Raw genomic sequence first — 17915 nt, 5'->3', positions numbered from 1 at the left:
ACGAATGGCGTAACGACTTGGGCGCTGTCTTGGCGGTGTGCCCGGCGAAATTGTGGTACCAGTGAAGACGCTGGTTACCCGCGGTTGGACAGAAAGACCCCGTGGAGCTTTACTGCAGCCTGGCACTGTGTTCTGGTGTGTCCTGTACAGGATAGGTGGGAGGCAGAGAAGTGGGGGCGCCAGCCTCCATGGAGCCGCCGGTGGGATACCACTCTGGGTGCACTGGGGCACTAACCAGACACTCTGAACCGAGTGATGGGACACTGTCAGGTGGGCAGTTTGACTGGGGCGGTCGCCTCCTAAAAGGTAACGGAGGCGCCCAAAGGTCACCTCAGCACGGATGGAAATCGTGCGGTAGGAGTGCAAAGGCGGTAAGGTGGCTTGACTGTGAGAGAGACATCTCGAGCAGGGACGAAAGTCGGGCTTAGTGATCCGGCGGTTTTCGAGTGGGAGAGCCGTCGCTCAACGGATAAAAGTTACCCCGGGGATAACAGGCTGATCTCCCCCGAGAGTCCACATCGACGGGGAGGTTTGGCACCTCGATGTCGGCTCATCGCATCCTGGGGCTGAAGTAGGTCCCAAGGGTTGGGCTGTTCGCCCATTAAAGCGGTACGTGAGCTGGGTTCAGAACGTCGTGAGACAGTTCGGTCCTTATCCGCCGCGGGCGCAGGGTATTTGAGGGGAGCTGACCCTAGTACGAGAGGACCGGGTTGGACGGACCGCTGGTTTACCAGTTGTTCCGCCAGGGGCACGGCTGGGAAGCCAAGTCCGGATGGGATAAACGCTGAAAGCATCTAAGCGTGAAGCCCACCCCAAGATGAGATACCCCACACCTCAAAGGTGGTAAGGGTCCTGGGAGACTACCAGGTAGATAGGCCGCATGTGTAAGCGCTGTGAGGCGTTGAGCAAGGCGGTACTAATGGCCCGAGGAGCTTGACCGAAAGATTAGCTTTCTCCCTATTCACTTGCGAGGCTGCTTAAAAAGCTGCTGAAGAAAATGAATAAGCTGACAAATCCGGTGGCGAAAGAGCGAGGGAAACACCCGTTCCCATTCCGAACACGGAAGTTAAGCCTCGCAACGCCGATGATACTGTGCTGGAGACGGCACGGGAAAGTAGGTGGCTGCCGGATTTTTTATTTTGTTTAGTATCGTTAATCTTTTAACAATAAAATGAATACCAATCATTTTGATAACTTAAAAAAGTCAATAAAGAAGGCTGATTTGAAAGAAAAACTTTAAATTGTAATATTACAAGTATAATTTTATCTGTAATAAATTGTTTTAAAGCAAAAATGACTATCCGATTATTTTTTGGACAGTTCTTTAAACAGAAAAAATTTTTGTTGTTTTGCAAATAATAAAAAATTCAATTTACTTCCAAGTTATTGAATTGAACAATAGTTATAAGCAAAAACAAAATGGTTAAAAGAATAGAAATAATAATTGTTTCTGTTGCATTTTGCAGATTATCATTATTTGTGAGTAAGATTAAATTGTATGGACTGAATTTTTTAAGTTTTTCAAACTGAGAAATAAATGCTGCGGAATACACAAATGTGCATGTTAAAATTCCTGCTGTAATATTTTTCTTTGTGAGACTGCTAAAAAACAATGTAAGTGAAATTACAAACAAATAATAAATACACAAAAGATAAAAAACACAAATTATATGTGAAAAAGATAGTTTTTGTCCTTCAAATAAAAGGTTAGCATAATATTGATTGAGTGTTAGACCGATAAACAGAAAAAAGCAGATTGCAATTGCAGTATTAAAATACTTTGCAAGTACAATTTGAATTTTATTTGCCCCTTTTGAGAAGGGTAAAACAATTTTTTGAGAATAGATTTCTTCATTTATACTGCCAGCGTTAGAGAATATTATAAACAGCGTACTTATCTGAAAGAGATCTTTAATATAGTTTGCCAAAGCATCTCTTGGGTTAAATTTGAATAGCCGAGTTATTAAATTGTTGGGAATTTTGTTACTAATAAAAGATGGAAGAAGTTTTAGCATTATTGGATCTAAAATGGCAAACAATATTATACCTATTGCGAAAATGAGATATCTGTACTGCCTTATTCCTTCAACAAATTCTTTTCTAAAATACGCTTTAAATGTCACTTTTATCTACCACCTTTATAAATATGTCTTCCAGTGAAGGCTTTCTCAAATAAAATGACAAAATAGGTGTTTCAAACTGTGATAAAATTTTAATTAAATCTATTTTAGCATATTCAATATTGTTAACGAAAATAGAAACCTTTCCATAATTATCAATATCAATCTTTTGAATATAAGAAACTTTAGATAATCTATCTTTAAAATTTTCGGGTATACTTTCAAACTCAACACAAAAAATAGGTTGAATGTATCGTTTTTGGAGGTTTTCTAAACTACTACTTACAATTACTTTGCCTTCATGTAATATAGTGACATAGTCGCATATTCTCTCTACGTCGTTCAATATATGTGTTGAGAAGAAGACAGTGATTCCTTCTTCTTTCAAAGATTTTATATGTTCTAACACTTCAGCTCTTCCTTCTGGGTCTAAAGAAGCAGTCGGTTCATCAAGAAGCAATAGTTTAGGCTTATTAAATATTGCGACAGCTATTCCAAGCCTTTGAAGCATTCCACCCGAAAAAGTTGAGATTTTTCTTTTAGAAACGTTTGAAAGTTTTACAATCTCAAGAACTTCTTCAGTCCTCTTTTGAATAGTTCTACTTTCAAAATTGCAAATTTGTCCTATTAAGTTTAAATACTCAACTGGTGTGAGATAACCGTAGAATACAGGATTTTGAGGAAGGAATCCAATTTGTTTCACTATGGCATTTTTGTTTGTCTTATAATTAAGATTCTCAAATAAGATTGATCCTTCATCAAAACTAATTAGTCCAGAAAGAATTTTCATTGTGGTTGTCTTACCTGCTCCATTTGGTCCAAGAAAACCATGAACAGTAGCAGGTTGTACTTCAAATGATATGCCTTTTAAAGCTTTTACCTTTCCAAAGCTTTTGTGAAGATTTATTACTTTCAACAAACTAATCACGCTCTCTTCCGAGTAGCAGGTAAACTATAGGACCTACAAAGTTGAAAATAATTATTATTAGTGCCCATGTCCATTTTGGAAGGTATTTTACTTTGTCATTTTTCAACTTAACAAGACAGAAAATCATAAGAACAAACTGCAGAACAATTACAGGTGCAAGTAATTTTAGCATTTCTTCCATATCCATATTTCCGAGCATTCCAAAACACTCCTTTTCAGTAAGTTTTTCTATTTTTATCTTTTAAAATTACCCTCGTGATAAGAAGATATATTATAAGACTGCTGGGGAAGTTCAGAAGTCCAAATAGTCCCCAGAGGAAATAGTATTTTTCGCCTCTGTTTTTAGCATCGAAGAATATATACACAGCCTGAGCCATCAGTAAGGAGAATAAAATTAACAGAAGACCCAGTGGTATTTTCTCATCAGAAAACTGCTGGACCAAAAAAAGCAAAAAGCTCAAGCAAACGATAGCAGTGATGAAAAAAAATATAAATGTTTTATTAATCTTCATGTTCTCACACCTTTCCTTTTGAGAATATCAATGATGCAGGGATTAAAATCCATGGAATCAGCGTTCCGAAGAGCATCTGAAGCCTTACAAAAAATCCAAAACCATTGATGTTAATTAGCAAAATATAAATGGAAAAGACAAGGAAACTCAATAAAATGAATAATAGAAGATTAACCTTTTCCTGCTTTTTGGCTTTTGCTTCTATTGCATCTTCAATGACTTTCTGGATATCTATCTTTACCAAAGGAGATTCATTCATAGGTTCAAGTTTGTTTTTTAAAAGTATTAGCTTTTCAAGCAAAGCACTATTAAAATCTAATTTTTCTAAAGCTTCATTTTCTAATTCTTCATAGTATTTATCAATAGTTAAATCTTGAATTTTCTCATTCTTTTTTGCTTTCACTTTCCAGCACTCCTTTCTTTTCAAGCTCTTTTATCAGAAACTTTATGGCAAAATGGAGCCTTGACCTTACTGTCCCGACAGGACAGTTCAAAATTTTGGCAATTTCTTTGTATTTATATCCATAAAAATGTTTTAGAATAAAAACAGCCCTGAATTTATAGTCAAGCGACAAAATAGCACTACAGATGTCTTTGTATTCACTGTTTGATATGGCAGCATGTTCTACGTCCTGCATATAATCTTTGTATGAGTCATCTAAGTAGGTATATCTTTTATTTTTTCTTAAAAAGTCCTTGTACACATTTATAGAGATTTTTATAAGCCATGTTGAAAACTTTGCATCTGGTGAGAACTTATCTATGTTCATGATAGCTCGTAAAAGTGTTTCTTGCACAACATCCTGGGCAAAATGATAATCTTGAGTCATCTTCGTCACAAAACCTGAGAGAATATTTAAGTTATTTTCAATGAGCTTGTAGAGAGCTTCTTTGTTTCCTTTCTTTGCCTCTTCTATTAACCTTTTTTCATCCACTACCTATCACTCCTGCTATAAATTAAACGCTATTGATTGCAAAAAAGTTCAAAGTGATTTGGATTACAAAAATATTAAAAAATCTTGTAAATTTGCTTATCAGTATTGATACCCCTTTTTTGATGGAGTATGATTATAATTAGAAGGACAGATATTATGTAAAGGATGAGTAAGAATGCTCAAAAGAATAATAACAAAAGCTCTGATATTACTTATAATTTCACTAATAATAGTCCTTATTATCGAAAGCTTGTTTATGGCAGCAAGCGCTAAAAATTTAAACAAGTTGCCGGCTTCAGGTCAAAAAACTTCAAAATCTGCAAAACAAAATATCCAGAGAGAATTAGTTTTCCAGCAGCAGATTGATTTGAACTCAGATGCGCAGATAGATACAGTAAGTATTTGGCTTGATAAAAACCTGAAAAAATATGTGCTAAGTGTAAACAATGTGCTTTATCAACCAAAAGAAAACATTTTGCAGGTAATTGGAACTGAGATTGTAGATATTGACAGCAGTGATGGATACAAGGAGATCTTGCTACATTACAGATCAAACAAGGTTGAAAAGTATATTATATTAGAATATAACGGTAAAGTTTTAAAAGAACTTCTTAATACTGATTCAAAACCAATCATCGATGGGAATAAAGAGGTCATTATTGAAAGGAATATGGATTTCTGGGTGAAAAAAGAAAGATACATTTTGGATCAGAATGCATCTGGCGTGCGAACTTTAAAACTTTCTCCGCAAGAGCTTTACTATGTTGGGGTGTTTGCATATGTTAAAAGACCTTTTGTGTTATATTCGTACAGAGAACAGAAAACTAAGCTCACCACAACAAAAAAGGGTGAAAAAATAGAGATAGTACAATGCGATCCTTCGAACTGGTTTAAGGACCAATCAAAGAAGAACAACAAGATGTACGATTGGTATATGATAAAGACCGAAAAAGGTTTGCTTGGATGGGCAATGTTGAAAGATTTTATAAACTGCATTGACATTGTGAAAGCTCAGGGACAGTAAAATAATTAAAGTTAATAACCAAAAGGCCATTCATGAGAATGGTCTTTTATTTTTTCAATGGCAAAAATTTATGATATAATAGATACAAACTCTTACCCTATAATTCGTACAAAAAAGGAAAGGTATTCACATGAAAAATATTGTGCTCACAGGTTTTATGGGAAGTGGTAAAACAACCATAGGAAAATTAATTGCCGAAAAACTCGATATAGAGCTTATTGACACAGACTCAGAGGTAATAAAAGAGTTTGGTATGACAATTGACAAGATATTTGAAGTGCACGGTGAGAAAAAATTCAGAGAGGTCGAAACAAAGGTAATTGAGAGAGTTTCAAAGCTTGAAAATGTTGTTATCTCAACAGGTGGAGGAGTTGTTTTAAATCCCGAAAACGTAAAGCTTTTGAGAGAAAACGGGGTAATATATTTTTTGTATGCCCCAGCCGAAAGTATTCTCAAAAGGCTAAAAGACGATGATACAAGACCTCTCTTGAAAAATGGTGATAAGCTCAGCAACATCATCAGGCTTTTGAACATGAGAATGCCATTTTATAAAAACTGCGATTTTGAAATAAACACAGACATACTCACTCCAGAGCTTGCAGCAGAAAAGATAATTTCAATTCACTTAGCAAAGGAGAGTAAAAGATGATAAGATTTGGTCCTGCAGGAAACTCTCAGAGTTTTTACGATGCTGGTTATAAATCAAGCGTTGATGCGCCAAAGTGGCTAAAATCAATAGGTCTTTCTGCTTATGAGTACCAGTGTAACAAAGGGGTGAATATTTCGAAAGAAAAGGCAAGACAGATTGGTCAGGAAGCGCAAAAGTACGATATACTTGTCTCCATCCACGCACCTTACTATATAAACTTTGGCAGCCAAGAAGAAGAAAAGCTGCAAAAGTCAAAAGAGTACATCTATGAATGTGTAGAAGTTGCAAAGGAGATGAAAGCGCAAAGGATTGTATTTCATCCCGGTTCGTGCGCAAAGGTAAAAAGAAGCTTGGCTTTTGAAACAGCCAAAAAAGCAATATTGGAAGTTGTAAATGTGTTAAAAGAAATGCATGTAGATGGAATTTTTTTGTGTCCGGAAACAATGGGAAAGAAAAACAATCTTGGCAGTAGCGATGAGATAATAGAAATTTGCAAAATGGACGAGATGCTGCTTCCAACCATTGATTTTGGGCACATAAATGCTTTCGAAGGCGGCAGCTTGAAGACAGAAGAGGATTTTGAAAATTTACTCAAGAAATTTATTGACCAGCTTGGATATGAGAGGATGAAATATTTTCACAGCCATTTTAGCAGGATAGAATATACATCACAGGGTGAGAAAAAACACTGGAACTATGAAGACAAACAGTTTGAGCCTGACTTTGAACCACTGGCAGAGGCTCTTTGCAAGCTAAAGCTTGAACCTGTGATAATCTGTGAATCAAAAGACTATATGGCAGAGGATGCTCTTGTTCTAAAAAAAATATATCAAGAGACTTTGGAAAAGAGGATGTGAATATTTACCATGAAAAAGGTCTTGGTCATAAACGGCCCAAATCTTAATCTTCTTGGAATAAGAGAAAAAAATATATATGGCAGCGTATCATACGAAGATGTCCTCAAATCTATTTCACGAAAAGCACAGGAACTTGGATTTGAAGTTGAGTTTTTTCAATCAAACCATGAAGGAGAAATAATAGATAAAATCCATAGAGCATATTTTGAAAAGGTTGATGCTATTATAATAAACCCAGGTGCTTATACTCACTATAGCTATGCAATCCATGATGCAATAAAAGCTGTAAACATTCCCACGATTGAAGTGCACATTTCCAACATTCATGCAAGAGAGGAGTTCAGACACAAAAGTGTGATTGCTCCTGCTTGCACAGGTCAAATCTCAGGTTTTGGCATCAAAAGCTATATAATAGCACTTTATGCTTTGAAAGAAATTTTAGACTAAATTAATGCTGCAGTTGTTATTCTAAATTTTAGAAAGGAGCAAAGCTTTGGCAATGGTTAGCACAAGAGTTGAAAAACTGTTCAAAAGAGATGAGAGTATCGAAGCAGTTTTTGTGTCCAAAAAAGAAAATGTCAGATACCTTAGCAATTTCAAAGGCGATGAAAGCTTCCTGCTTATTACAAGAGAAGGAGCAAAGTATCTTCTGACAGACTTTAGGTATACCGAGCAGGCAAAAAAAGAAGCAACTGAATTTGAAGTTGTTGACTACAAAGGAAAACTTTATGATACTATAAAAGACTTGATGGTATCGCATAACATTTCAAAGCTTTTTATTGAAGGGTATCATCTGCCGTTTTTGTTTGTGAGTGAGATGAAAGAAAAGCTTGAACACAGGGTATGTGCACTTTCGTTTTCTTTGGATGAAATAAGAGCTGTTAAAGATGATGAAGAGATAGAGAAAATAAAAAAAGCTGTTGAGATTGCTGACAGAGCATTTGAGCACATCTTAAAGTTCATAAAGCCGGGTATTTCAGAAAATGACGTGGTTGCAGAGCTCAACTACTTTATACTGAAAAACGGTGCAAAAGGCTTTTCATTTGAACCTATAGTTGCCTCTGGGAAAAGAAGCTCTTTGCCCCACGGCGTCGCAACAGACAAAAAGATTGAAGCTGGCGATACTGTTACAATTGACTTTGGATGCAACTTTGACGGCTACATGTCTGATATGACAAGGACGGTATTTGTAGGGAAAGTGGAAAGTCAGATGGTAAAGGTATACCATATAGTAAAGGAAGCTCAGCAAAAGGCAGAAGAGTTTATAAAAGAGGGCTTAAAGGCAAACGAAGTTGACAAGATTGCCCGTGACTATATAGGCTCTTTTGGTTATATGGAAAAGTTTGGACACTCTTTGGGACATGGTGTTGGACTTGAAATTCACGAACTTCCAAGGCTTTCACCAAAGTCTGAGATGGTTTTAGAAGAAAATATGGTTGTAACGATAGAGCCGGGCATTTATATTGAGGATTTTGGAGGTGTGAGGATAGAAGATATAGTTGTTGTGAAAAGTGGTGGATGTGAGATTTTGACAAAGTCGACAAAGGAGCTAATTGTAATTTAGAAATTTGGTATTGTCAGATGAGAAGTTTTCTGATATACTTAAAAATAAGAATAGCTTTAGGCTTTAGAGAGGTTAGAAAGATCATATTTTTTGAGCTTATAAAAAGCTTAGAAGAGATGAGATGAGAAGAGAATAGAAGAGATGAGAGGAGATGAGCTGTAAAATGGAAAAGGTGGCAAACGTGCGCCCCGATAGCTCATCGGGGCTTTTTTGTTATCATGATATTAGAAATAGTATACCTTTCTTTGAAGAATATTCAAACGATTCAATTGACCTATCAAATATAGATTTTGATTCAATCGAGGGGGATTTCTTTTTCTTTGAAAATTCCCAGATGGCAGCATTTTGCACTGATAGGTTGTTATGTATCACAGTTTACCATGACAGGACCGAGATTGATTTTGAAGGGACTATAGATGTTTTCTATGGCGATGTTTCTGCAATGCTTGATAGCATATTGGAAATCTTAATTCAAAAGAATGCTTATATCACCTGTCAATTTAACTATCATGCAGTAAATTTGTTAGAAGACATATATTCTGCTGACAGTCCCTATATAGTTCTAAATGTTTACAGAAAAAATGTACTTGTTGATAAACTTACAGGCAAGAAAACTCTTTTGGTGAGCAAGGAATCTGAAAAAGATGCAGAGGTAGATTTTAAGAGGTACCAGAGAAGTTTGTTTGATGTAAAAAGCAATGTGGTCTTTTCAACACCAAAAGAGTACTTTATCAGCACAGTCAAGCAGGCAAAAGAGGATATCAGAAATGGTGAGATTTTTCAGATTGTTCTGTCTCAGATAATATTGGTCAAAAGCAATATATCAACAAACCATCTTTTTTACACAATGAAAGAGAGAAATCCTTCAGAGTACAGCATTGTGATAAACAATGAAGAAAGCCAAGTGATTTGTTTTTCGCCAGAGACTCTTATAAAGAAAAAAGGAAACACAGTAAAGACATTTCCAATTGCAGGAACGTACAGGATAAACGAAGGCGATGATGTTGCCCAGAAAAAGATTGAGATACTGAAAGACAAGAAAGAGATAAGTGAACATGTCATGCTTGTTGACCTTGCGCGAAATGATCTTGGAAGGATTTCAAAACCCGGGACTGTAAAAGTAGAAGAGTACTTGAGAATAAAAAGGCTTTATAATCTCATTCATATATATTCAGTTGTTACAGGTGAACTTGAAGAAAAGAGCCTCACAAAAACGATACTATCTGTTTTTCCGGCCGGGACGCTGACCGGCGCACCCAAGATAAGAGCTATGCAGCTAATTGAAAAGTACGAAAGGCAGAGAAGAGATCTTTACGGAGGAGCAATTGGATATATCTACAAAGACCAGTTTGACCTTGCCATAGCTATAAGAATGGCTGTGAAGGACAAAAAGGAAAGCATTATCAAGCTTCAAAGTGGTGCGGGAATTGTAAATTTGTCAGTGCCTGAGAATGAGTATCAGGAGTGTTTGACCAAGCTCAGAGCGTTTTTGAGGATAATGGAGGTGAATGAGGATGATATTGTTAATAGATAACTATGACTCTTTTACGTTTAATCTTTACCAGATGATTGCAAGCAAAACAAAAGTTTTGGTGTTCAGGAACAACAAGGTTACAGTTGATACAATAAAAAAGTTAAATCCGGCGGGTATAATAATTTCTCCAGGTCCTGGCAGTCCAAAAGATGCGGGTGTAAGCAAAGAGGTTGTAAATACATTTGCGGGTAGTATTCCAATCTTGGGTGTGTGTCTTGGTCATCAGGTGATTGGAGAATGTTTCGGGGCACGAATTACTCATGCAAAAACAATTTACCATGGAATGAGATCGAGGGTTGACTTGCTTGAAAGCGGTAAAAGAAGCAGGCTTTTTAAAGGTGTGCCAGAGAGATTTTTTGCAGGAAGGTACCATTCACTTGTGGTTGAGAAATCTTCGTCTTTAAAACAGCTTGAGATAGCTGCTGTGAGTGAAGATGATGAGGTCATGTCCTTGGTAAATGATAACTTGAGAGTCTATGGGATTCAGTTTCATCCTGAGTCAATCCTGACTCCTGATGGCGAGACAATTATTCAAAACTTTTTAGAAATATGCTATGATGGGGTGGGAAAAGATGCTCATCGATGTGCTTGAGCTTGTGACAAACAAAAAGGATTTAGAATATGACCAGGTAAAAAATCTTCTTGACAACATCTTGGAAGGAGAACTTGATGAGATAAAGTTTGGCGCATTTTTGGCAGCGCTAAAAACAAAGGGTGAAACAGAAAAAGAAATTTCGGCATTTGTTGATGCTTTTTATGACAAGGCAAAAAAACTTAATTTTGACCATCCAGCTACAATTGATACATGTGGAACAGGTGGCGATGGAAAAGGCACATTTAACATCTCAACAGCTGCAGCTATTGTCCTTAGCTGTTTTGACGTAAAAGTAGCAAAACACGGTAACAGAAGCATTACAAGCAACTCAGGCTCAGCTGATATCTTAGAAAAACTTGGAATTGATATTCAAGCTGAGGAAGATAAAATTTTAAAAGGGCTTGAGAAACTCAACTTTGCGTTTTTATTTGCACCACTGTATCATCCTGCTATGAAAAAGGTTGCAAATTTAAGAAGATCACTTGGTATCAGAACTGTTTTTAACATCTTAGGTCCCCTTTTGAACCCTGTACCACTTAAATATCAGGTTGTTGGGACATTCAGCTTTGATGCGCAGGATAAAGTGGCTTCTGTGTTAAGAGGTAACAGAAAAAAAGCTGCTGTCATACATAGTCTTGACGGACTTGACGAGATTTCCATTTCTCAAAAGACAAGGGTGCTTGAGATACAAGACAAGAATATCAAAGAATATTATATTGACCCAAAAGACTATGGAATTAAATTTGATACAAACTCAATCAGAGGCTTTTCGCCTGAAGAAAATGCAAGGATTTTGATAAGTGTGCTTGAGGGAGAAAAGTCGCCTTATTTTTGGGCTGTTGTTTTGAATTGTGGATTTGCACTTTACATTTGTGAGGTTGCAAAAGATGTTGAAGAAGGAATTAAGCTTTCCTCAAAAGCAATCGAGAGCAAAAAAGCTTATTTAAAGCTCAAAGAGCTTAGGCAGTTTTATAAATCGGGAGTGTAATTAAAAATGAGTGTGCTTGAGCGTATCTTGAGCTATAAAAAAGAAGAGGTAGAAAGGTGCAAAAATCTCATACCTGTTGAGAAAATGAAGAAACTTGCAGTTGAGAAGATTAAAGGTGGCTATTTAGAAAACAAGTTCAAAAGAATATTCAAAAAAGATAAATTCTGTATAATTGGTGAAATAAAAAGAGCATCACCTTCGGAGGGTGTAATATCAGAGGATGCCAATGCAAAAGCAATAGCAAAGATGTATGAAAATTTAGGGTTTTTTGCTATATCAGTTTTGACAGAAAGATTTTTTTTCAAGGGTTCGGAACAAGATTTGATGGAAGTAAAAAAAGAGGTATCTCTGCCCGTGTTAAGAAAAGACTTTATCATTGATATCTGGCAGCTTTACCAGACAAAGATGATAGGCGCAGATGCAGCTTTGCTTATCACAAAAGCTTTGTCAGAGAAACAGCTTGCAATATTCATCAAAATTTTAGAAATTCTTGATATTGTCCCGCTTGTTGAGGTTGAAAATGAGTATGAAATTGAAAAAGCTTTAAAGTGTGGTGCAAAACTCATAGGAATTAACAACAGAAACCTGGATGATTTGTCTATCGACATAACAAAGACAGAAAGGCTTTTGAAGTATATTCCAAAAGAAGTTGCTGTGATAAGCGAAAGTGGAATTAAGACAAAAGAGGATTTTGACTATATTCTCTCACTTGGTATTGATGGATGTTTGATAGGGACATCTTTTATGAAATCGCAAAATCCGCTTGAAATAATTGGTGATAGGATATGATAGTAAAGTTTTGTGGGCTAAAGAGGCTTGTTGACATTGAGATGTGCAATAAACTTCAGCCTGATATGATAGGCTTAATATTTGCTCAAAGTCCAAGAAAGGTTGAAAAGGACCTTGCAAAAGAGATGGTTTTAACAAAAAGTCCTTCAATAAAATCAGTGGGGGTTTTTAAAGACCAGAACATATCAGAGGTTATAAAAATAGCGACTTATCTTCAACTTGACTTTGTGCAGCTGCACGGCAAAGAAAATTATGGATATATAAAGCATTTGAAAGACCTTGGATTTAGGGTCATAAAGGCTATTGAAGTTGAAAGACAACAAGATTTAATAGAAGCTAAACGCTATACAGAAATAGCTGACTTTGTGCTTCTTGACAGACCCAAAGGCAGTGGTTTGGATATCACAGAGGTTGCAAAACTTGCTGACTTTGATTATATCATTGCGGGTGGAATAACACCTGAAAATATAGATAAATACCTAAATCTAAATCCAATTGGGATTGACATCAGCTCAGGAATTGAGACAGATGGTTACAAGGATTTTATAAAGATGAAAAAGATTATTGATAAGGTAAACAAATACAAGGTTGGTGAAACAAAAAATGGATAGGTATTTTGGAAGGTTTGGTGGAATGTATGCACCAGAAACTCTTATGCCAGCTCTTTTAGAGATAGAAGAAGAGTTTTGCAAGCTTGTGAAAGATGAAAATTTTCTCTCTGAATATGAGTACTATCTCAAAAACTATGTTGGAAGACCATCGCCACTTTACTTTGCCAAAAACTTGAGCGAGCATCTTGGAGTCAAAATATATCTCAAAAGAGAAGACCTGAACCACACCGGTGCACACAAGATAAACAACTGCATTGGCCAGGCACTTTTGGCAAAGCATATGGGTAAAAAAAGACTTATTGCCGAGACAGGAGCTGGTCAGCACGGTGTTGCAACAGCTACAGTTGCTGCTCTTTTTGGGATGGAATGCGAGATATTTATGGGTGAAGAGGATGCAAAAAGGCAGTTTCATAACGTGCAGAGGATGAAAATGCTTGGCAGTAAGGTAAGAGTAGTTAGCAAGGGAAGCAAGACATTAAAAGATGCAATAAACGAGGCAATGCGTGACTGGAGCGAGACCTTTGAATATACCTTTTATCTTTTTGGTACAGCTGCAGGACCTCATCCGTTCCCAACAATTGTAAAATACTTTCAGAGTGTGATTGGAAAAGAGACAAAAGATCAGATAATAAAGCTTGAAGGAAGGCTTCCAGACTATATCTTTGCGTGTGTGGGTGGTGGTTCTAACGCAATTGGTATCTTCTCAGCGTTTTTGGAAGATCATGAGGTAAAGCTTATTGGTGTTGAGGGTGCAGGAGAGGGAATACATACAGGCAAAACGGCTGCGACGCTATGTAGTGGGTCTGTTGGAATCTTGCATGGTGCTAAAACGTATATTTTACAGGATGAAGAAGGGCAAATTCTAAACACACATTCGATCTCAGCAGGACTTGACTACCCGGGTGTTGGACCAGAACATGCGTATTTGAAAGAGACAGGAAGGGTTGAGTATGTGGGGGCTACTGATAAAGAAGCTGTGGATGCATTTTTGTTGCTTACAAGGCTTGAAGGGATAATTCCAGCGCTGGAGTCGAGCCATGCCCTTGGAGAGGTTATTAAAAGGGCAAAGATGGGACTGTTCAAAACCAGTGACATTGTTGTTGTGAACCTTTCTGGAAGAGGTGATAAGGATATAAATACAGTCCTTGAGCTTTGGAAGGATGATGAACTATGAATTTTATAGATGAAAGATTTGAAAGGCTAAAAAAAGAGGGAAAAAAAGCTTTCATAGGCTATGTTACGTTTGGGTATCCAACTTTTGAAGAAACACTTTGGTTTATAAAGCTTGTATATTCATATGTAGACATTTTAGAGATTGGTTTTCCTTTTTCTGACCCTATTGCAGATGGAGAAATTATTCAAAAAGCTTCTATAAAAGCTCTCAGTGAAGGTGTCAAATTGAGCCACCTTTTTGAAAGCATTGAAAAGTTTAAAAAAGATAAGCCGGTTGTGCTAATGTTGTATGCAAACACAGTTTACAAAAGGGGAATTGATAGATTTTTTGAAAGTTGCAAAGCTTGCGGTGTGGATGGCGTGATAATCCCAGATGTTTCGTTTGAAGAGAGCTTTGAGTTCAAAGAAGTAGCTGAAAAGTTTGGTATTGTCTATATTGACCTTGTATCAATATCTTCTCTTGAGAGAGCCAAGATGATAGGTAGGCAGAGCCGTGGTTTTTTGTATTGTGTTTCAAGAAAAGGTGTGACAGGTTTCAAAGGGCAGATTGATGATAGGATTTTTACTTTTCTAAAAGAACTAAAAACCGTTACCTCAACACCTTTAGCAGTTGGATTTGGTATAAAGAGTAAAGAAGATGTGCAAAAGTTCAAAGACCTTGCAGATGGTATTGTCATTGGAAGTGCAATAATCACAAAGATAGATGAAGGAAAAGACAAACTTGAAGATTTTTTGAAAGAAATCTCAGAAAGTCTAAAAGACAAATAAATTTAAGGGGATGCGAAAAACATCCCCTTTTTATATTTTCACCTTCCTACCGTGCTACGCTTCAGTTTACAGAAGCCTCCGTATTTTCACTTTCTTTCAAAAGCCGACTGATTTTCTTTGGTGTCTCCTCAATTTTTGAAAACTCTTCTGCTTCAAGATTCTCAAGTTCAACTGGCAAGTTGAATTCTTTTAAATTAATCAAGTTGTAATCAAAATAGATGTCACACCTGGGAGAAAACATTTCAAATCCCCCCTTCCAATATATATTATACCCTCTTTTTCGTTAATATGTTCGATGTATGCAGGGATACTTCAAAAATACATGTATATTTAAGGCCAAAAATTTTTGCTATAATAGAATGTAGTTTGGCAAAAAGGAGAAAAGTAAAATGAGCGCTTTTATAGAGTTTAAAAATGTGAGCTTTTCGTATGTAAGCTCTGATGGGACAAAAACACCAGCTTTGATTGATATAAATCTTAAGATAGAAAGAGGAGAATTTGTTGCGATATTGGGGCTAAATGGTTCTGGCAAATCAACCCTTGCAAAACTAATAAACGGTCTTTTAATTCCAGAAAAAGGCGATGTGATTGTAGATGGTATGAATACAAAAGATACAGAAAAAATCTGGAATATCAGAAGAAAGTGCGGATATATATTTCAAAACCCTGACAACCAGCTTGTTGCATCAATTGTTGAAGAAGATGTTGCATTTGGACCTGAAAACTTAGGAATGCCGAGAGAAAAGATAAGAAAAGCTGTTGATAGCGCACTTTTGGCTGTTGAAATGATAGAGTATAAAAATCATGCCACATACAAACTGTCTGGTGGGCAAAAACAGAGGGTTGCAATTGCTGGTGTTCTGGCGATGAAACCAGAGTGCATCATATTGGATGAGCCAACCTCTATGCTTGACCCAAAAGGAAGAAAAGAGGTTATAGCTACTATACAGAGACTTAATAAGGAAGAGAGAAAGACCATTGTTTTGGTCACACACAATATCGACGAGATGATCTTGAGCCAAAGAAGCATTGTGCTGGATAAAGGACGTATAAAGTTTGATGGTTCTTTTCTTGAGCTATTAAAGCTTGACTGGTTTTATGAGATGGGTTTTGACATGCCACAAATTTTGAAGCTCTCAATTGAACTTAGAAAAAGAGGTGTAAAGATTAATAAGGAAATCTGGTCGGTTGACGAAATGGAGAGATTTTTATGTTCATTGAAATGAAAAATGTAGACTTTATATATGGCTACAAAACACCATTTGAAAAAAAGGCGCTTGAAAATATAAACCTATCAATAACAAAGGGAGAGTTTATTGGAATTATTGGCAAAACTGGTTCGGGCAAATCTACTTTGGTTCAGCTGATGAACGGGCTTTTGGTGCCGCAGATAGGTGATGTTGTTGTTGATGGTATAAATACAAAGGATAAAAAGAAGGCAAAGGAAATTCGAAAAAGAGTTGGGCTTGTGTTTCAATACCCTGAATATCAGCTATTTGAGGAGACAGTTTACAAAGACATAGCGTTTGGTCCTCAAAACCTTGGATTTTCTGAAGATGAAGTAAAAAGAAGGGTAAAAGAGGTGTGTGAGCTTTTAGAGATACCCAAAGAGCTTTTAGAAAAATCGCCGTTTGAACTTTCGGGTGGTCAAAAACGAAGGGTTGCAATTGCAGGAATACTTGCAATGGACCCAGATTGTATAATTCTTGATGAACCAACAGCCGGGCTTGATATGCGTGGTCGAAAAAGGATTTTTAATATCATAGAAAGACTTCACAAAGAAGCAAAAAAGACAATAATTTTGATTTCACACAGCTTAGAAGATGTTGCAGTGCTCAGTGAGAGGGTTATTATTCTGAGCAAAGGCAAAGTTCATTTCGATGGTCCCAAACATCAGGCTTTTGAGAATATAGAGCTTCTTGAAAAAAGTGGACTTTTGCCACCTGACATTCTTTATCTCCAACACAGATTAAAACTTAAGGGTTTTAAGATTGACAGGTTTGAATACAGTATTGAAAATGTTGCTGATATGATTGTGAAAAATCTTGCATTCAAAAGAGAAGGTGAAATGCTATAATGGTTGACTTTGTGATTGGTCAGTATATAAAAAAAGATTCATTTGTGCACAGGCTTGACCCAAGGACAAAGATAATAGTGCTATTCTTTTTTTGTATCTCAATATTTGTGGTAAATAACTTTTATGGATATATATTTTTGTTTGCCTTAATACTTCTATGGATTTTGCTCTCAAAAGTAAACCCGCTTATACTTTTGCGCGGAACAAAACCTGTATTTATATTAATCCTTATAACAGTAGTTTTTAATCTTTTTATGACTCAAGGAAAACCTGTGATAAAGATATTAGGGCTTGTTATAACCGACAGAGGTATTATACTTTCTATCTTTTTAGTAATTCGACTTTTGCTGCTCATTTTTGCAACAAGCCTTCTTACTCTCACAACATCGCCAATTGAAATAACAGATGCTCTGGAAGTGTTATTAAAACCTCTAAAAAATGTGAAATTTCCTGTTCATGAAATCTCTATGATGATGTCAATTGCCTTAAGGTTTATACCAACCATCTACGAAGAGGCTGACAAGATTATGAAGGCTCAAATGTCAAGAGGTGCTGATTTTGAAACAGGGGGATTAATAAAAAAAGCAAAGTCGCTTTTGCCGCTTTTGATTCCACTTTTTATTTCAGCTTTCAAAAGAGCAGATGAGCTTGCAATTGCGATGGAGGCGCGCTGCTACAGAGGTTCAGAAGGTCGCACAAAGCTCAAAAAACTTGAGTTTGGAATTCCTGACTATATTTCGTTTGTTGTATGTGGGATTTTAATCATACTTGCGATTGTTGTGAGGTGAAAA

General features: G+C 36.5%; 22 protein-coding genes and 2 rRNA genes (1 of these 24 cut by a window edge). 17 read left to right on the top strand and 7 right to left on the bottom strand.

Features of this window, described 5'->3' with window-relative positions:
* Together ATHE_RS08560 and rrf are read left to right on the top strand one after the other, a co-directional pair.
* Positions 1 to 941 (top strand): 23S ribosomal RNA (locus tag ATHE_RS08560) (it extends 2030 nt beyond the left edge of the window).
* 73 nt (positions 942 to 1014) lie between these two features.
* A 5S ribosomal RNA gene (rrf, locus tag ATHE_RS08555) occupies positions 1015 to 1131 on the top strand.
* Positions 1132 to 1367: 236 nt separating this feature from the next.
* Here rrf and ATHE_RS08550 read toward each other — a convergent pair.
* Genes ATHE_RS08550 through sigY form a run of 6 tightly spaced genes read right to left on the bottom strand, consistent with a single transcriptional unit; the run spans position 1368 to position 4495 of the window.
* Positions 1368 to 2123 (bottom strand): ABC transporter permease, encoded by a 756-nt coding sequence (locus tag ATHE_RS08550; protein WP_015908130.1) that lies wholly within the window; start codon positions 2121 to 2123, stop codon positions 1368 to 1370.
* The gene (locus ATHE_RS08545) at positions 2113 to 3048 is read right to left on the bottom strand and encodes an ABC transporter ATP-binding protein (protein WP_015908129.1); all 936 of its coding nucleotides are present in this window, start codon (positions 3046 to 3048) and stop codon (positions 2113 to 2115) included. The genes ATHE_RS08550 and ATHE_RS08545 overlap by 11 nt, the downstream gene beginning before the upstream one ends.
* Positions 3041 to 3247 carry a PLD nuclease N-terminal domain-containing protein gene (locus ATHE_RS08540; protein WP_015908128.1) on the bottom strand — a complete coding sequence of 69 codons (207 nt, stop codon included), beginning with the start codon at positions 3245 to 3247 and terminating at the stop codon, positions 3041 to 3043. The genes ATHE_RS08545 and ATHE_RS08540 overlap by 8 nt, the downstream gene beginning before the upstream one ends.
* Positions 3248 to 3263: 16 nt before the next feature.
* Positions 3264 to 3560, bottom strand: coding sequence for a hypothetical protein (locus ATHE_RS08535; protein ID WP_015908127.1), 297 nt, complete (start codon positions 3558 to 3560; stop codon positions 3264 to 3266).
* A gap of 4 nt (positions 3561 to 3564) precedes the next feature.
* On the bottom strand, positions 3565 to 3963 hold the full coding sequence (locus tag ATHE_RS08530; RefSeq protein WP_013430001.1) for a hypothetical protein: 399 nt from the start codon (positions 3961 to 3963) through the stop codon (positions 3565 to 3567).
* Positions 3944 to 4495 (bottom strand): RNA polymerase sigma factor SigY, encoded by a 552-nt coding sequence (sigY, locus tag ATHE_RS08525; RefSeq protein WP_015908126.1) that lies wholly within the window; start codon positions 4493 to 4495, stop codon positions 3944 to 3946. Before sigY ends, ATHE_RS08530 begins: the two co-directional genes overlap by 20 nt.
* A 175-nt stretch (positions 4496 to 4670) precedes the next feature.
* Between sigY and ATHE_RS08520 the strand changes: the two genes are divergently transcribed.
* The 12 genes from ATHE_RS08520 to trpA all read left to right on the top strand — a co-directional run bounded on the left by ATHE_RS08520 (position 4671) and on the right by trpA (position 15047).
* On the top strand, positions 4671 to 5519 hold the full coding sequence (locus ATHE_RS08520; protein ID WP_015908125.1) for a hypothetical protein: 849 nt from the start codon (positions 4671 to 4673) through the stop codon (positions 5517 to 5519).
* A gap of 130 nt (positions 5520 to 5649) precedes the next feature.
* Positions 5650 to 6168: a shikimate kinase gene (locus ATHE_RS08515; protein ID WP_015908124.1), complete on the top strand. Its 519-nt coding sequence runs from the start codon at positions 5650 to 5652 to the stop codon at positions 6166 to 6168.
* Positions 6165 to 7025, top strand: coding sequence for a TIM barrel protein (locus tag ATHE_RS08510; RefSeq protein ID WP_015908123.1), 861 nt, complete (start codon positions 6165 to 6167; stop codon positions 7023 to 7025). Before ATHE_RS08515 ends, ATHE_RS08510 begins: the two co-directional genes overlap by 4 nt.
* Positions 7026 to 7034: 9 nt before the next feature.
* A complete protein-coding gene (gene aroQ, locus ATHE_RS08505; RefSeq protein WP_015908122.1) occupies positions 7035 to 7472 on the top strand; it encodes a type II 3-dehydroquinate dehydratase in 438 nt (145 codons plus the stop codon).
* A gap of 52 nt (positions 7473 to 7524) precedes the next feature.
* Positions 7525 to 8589, top strand: a complete 1065-nt coding sequence (locus ATHE_RS08500) for a M24 family metallopeptidase (protein WP_015908121.1) — start codon at positions 7525 to 7527, stop codon at positions 8587 to 8589.
* Between the two features lie 163 nt (positions 8590 to 8752).
* A complete protein-coding gene (locus ATHE_RS08495) occupies positions 8753 to 10123 on the top strand; it encodes an anthranilate synthase component I family protein (protein ID WP_015908120.1) in 1371 nt (456 codons plus the stop codon).
* Entirely contained in the window at positions 10104 to 10715 is a 612-nt protein-coding gene (locus ATHE_RS08490; protein ID WP_015908119.1) for an anthranilate synthase component II, read from the top strand. The genes ATHE_RS08495 and ATHE_RS08490 overlap by 20 nt, the downstream gene beginning before the upstream one ends.
* Entirely contained in the window at positions 10696 to 11706 is a 1011-nt protein-coding gene (trpD, locus tag ATHE_RS08485; protein ID WP_015908118.1) for an anthranilate phosphoribosyltransferase, read from the top strand. Before ATHE_RS08490 ends, trpD begins: the two co-directional genes overlap by 20 nt.
* 6 nt (positions 11707 to 11712) lie before the next feature.
* Positions 11713 to 12495, top strand: a complete 783-nt coding sequence (gene trpC / locus ATHE_RS08480; protein ID WP_015908117.1) for an indole-3-glycerol phosphate synthase TrpC — start codon at positions 11713 to 11715, stop codon at positions 12493 to 12495.
* Positions 12492 to 13106, top strand: a complete 615-nt coding sequence (locus ATHE_RS08475; RefSeq protein WP_015908116.1) for a phosphoribosylanthranilate isomerase — start codon at positions 12492 to 12494, stop codon at positions 13104 to 13106. The genes trpC and ATHE_RS08475 overlap by 4 nt, the downstream gene beginning before the upstream one ends.
* Positions 13099 to 14280 carry a tryptophan synthase subunit beta gene (trpB, locus tag ATHE_RS08470; RefSeq protein WP_015908115.1) on the top strand — a complete coding sequence of 394 codons (1182 nt, stop codon included), beginning with the start codon at positions 13099 to 13101 and terminating at the stop codon, positions 14278 to 14280. The genes ATHE_RS08475 and trpB overlap by 8 nt, the downstream gene beginning before the upstream one ends.
* On the top strand, positions 14277 to 15047 hold the full coding sequence (gene trpA / locus ATHE_RS08465) for a tryptophan synthase subunit alpha (RefSeq protein WP_015908114.1): 771 nt from the start codon (positions 14277 to 14279) through the stop codon (positions 15045 to 15047). The genes trpB and trpA overlap by 4 nt, the downstream gene beginning before the upstream one ends.
* Before the next feature lie 61 nt (positions 15048 to 15108).
* Here the strand turns inward: trpA and ATHE_RS08460 are convergent, their stop codons facing one another.
* The gene (locus ATHE_RS08460) at positions 15109 to 15288 is read right to left on the bottom strand and encodes a hypothetical protein (RefSeq protein WP_013290205.1); all 180 of its coding nucleotides are present in this window, start codon (positions 15286 to 15288) and stop codon (positions 15109 to 15111) included.
* A 148-nt stretch (positions 15289 to 15436) separates the two neighbouring features.
* On the opposite strand from ATHE_RS08460, the gene ATHE_RS08455 reads away from it, so the two are divergent.
* The 3 genes from ATHE_RS08455 to ATHE_RS08445 are packed head-to-tail and all read left to right on the top strand — an operon-like array spanning position 15437 to position 17912.
* Positions 15437 to 16273, top strand: a complete 837-nt coding sequence (locus tag ATHE_RS08455; protein ID WP_015908113.1) for an energy-coupling factor transporter ATPase — start codon at positions 15437 to 15439, stop codon at positions 16271 to 16273.
* Positions 16258 to 17124: an energy-coupling factor transporter ATPase gene (locus ATHE_RS08450; RefSeq protein ID WP_015908112.1), complete on the top strand. Its 867-nt coding sequence runs from the start codon at positions 16258 to 16260 to the stop codon at positions 17122 to 17124. Before ATHE_RS08455 ends, ATHE_RS08450 begins: the two co-directional genes overlap by 16 nt.
* On the top strand, positions 17124 to 17912 hold the full coding sequence (locus ATHE_RS08445) for an energy-coupling factor transporter transmembrane component T family protein (protein ID WP_015908111.1): 789 nt from the start codon (positions 17124 to 17126) through the stop codon (positions 17910 to 17912). Before ATHE_RS08450 ends, ATHE_RS08445 begins: the two co-directional genes overlap by 1 nt.
* Positions 17913 to 17915: the final 3 nt, after the last annotated feature.

Origin of the sequence: Caldicellulosiruptor bescii DSM 6725 (genome assembly GCF_000022325.1) — a bacterium.
GTDB classification, from domain to species: Bacteria; Bacillota; Thermoanaerobacteria; order Caldicellulosiruptorales; family Caldicellulosiruptoraceae; genus Caldicellulosiruptor; species Caldicellulosiruptor bescii.
The sequence above is the reverse complement of the archived record's forward strand: the minus strand, read 5'-3'. Positions and strand labels throughout refer to the sequence as shown.

Coding starts and splice junctions, on each gene's coding strand:
- ATHE_RS08510 (WP_015908123.1), top strand. CDS start 6,165: ATGATAAGATTTGGTCCTGCAGGAAACTCTCAGAGTTTTTACGATGCT.
- ATHE_RS08515 (WP_015908124.1), top strand. CDS start 5,650: ATGAAAAATATTGTGCTCACAGGTTTTATGGGAAGTGGTAAAACAACC.
- aroQ (WP_015908122.1), top strand. CDS start 7,035: ATGAAAAAGGTCTTGGTCATAAACGGCCCAAATCTTAATCTTCTTGGA.
- trpB (WP_015908115.1), top strand. CDS start 13,099: ATGGATAGGTATTTTGGAAGGTTTGGTGGAATGTATGCACCAGAAACT.
- ATHE_RS08535 (WP_015908127.1), bottom strand. CDS start 3,560: ATGAAGATTAATAAAACATTTATATTTTTTTTCATCACTGCTATCGTT.
- ATHE_RS08455 (WP_015908113.1), top strand. CDS start 15,437: ATGAGCGCTTTTATAGAGTTTAAAAATGTGAGCTTTTCGTATGTAAGC.
- trpA (WP_015908114.1), top strand. CDS start 14,277: ATGAATTTTATAGATGAAAGATTTGAAAGGCTAAAAAAAGAGGGAAAA.
- ATHE_RS08490 (WP_015908119.1), top strand. CDS start 10,104: ATGATATTGTTAATAGATAACTATGACTCTTTTACGTTTAATCTTTAC.
- trpC (WP_015908117.1), top strand. CDS start 11,713: ATGAGTGTGCTTGAGCGTATCTTGAGCTATAAAAAAGAAGAGGTAGAA.
- ATHE_RS08500 (WP_015908121.1), top strand. CDS start 7,525: ATGGTTAGCACAAGAGTTGAAAAACTGTTCAAAAGAGATGAGAGTATC.
- trpD (WP_015908118.1), top strand. CDS start 10,696: ATGCTCATCGATGTGCTTGAGCTTGTGACAAACAAAAAGGATTTAGAA.
- ATHE_RS08475 (WP_015908116.1), top strand. CDS start 12,492: ATGATAGTAAAGTTTTGTGGGCTAAAGAGGCTTGTTGACATTGAGATG.
- ATHE_RS08540 (WP_015908128.1), bottom strand. CDS start 3,247: ATGCTCGGAAATATGGATATGGAAGAAATGCTAAAATTACTTGCACCT.
- ATHE_RS08460 (WP_013290205.1), bottom strand. CDS start 15,288: ATGTTTTCTCCCAGGTGTGACATCTATTTTGATTACAACTTGATTAAT.
- ATHE_RS08445 (WP_015908111.1), top strand. CDS start 17,124: ATGGTTGACTTTGTGATTGGTCAGTATATAAAAAAAGATTCATTTGTG.
- ATHE_RS08450 (WP_015908112.1), top strand. CDS start 16,258: ATGTTCATTGAAATGAAAAATGTAGACTTTATATATGGCTACAAAACA.
- ATHE_RS08495 (WP_015908120.1), top strand. CDS start 8,753: ATGGAAAAGGTGGCAAACGTGCGCCCCGATAGCTCATCGGGGCTTTTT.
- ATHE_RS08520 (WP_015908125.1), top strand. CDS start 4,671: ATGCTCAAAAGAATAATAACAAAAGCTCTGATATTACTTATAATTTCA.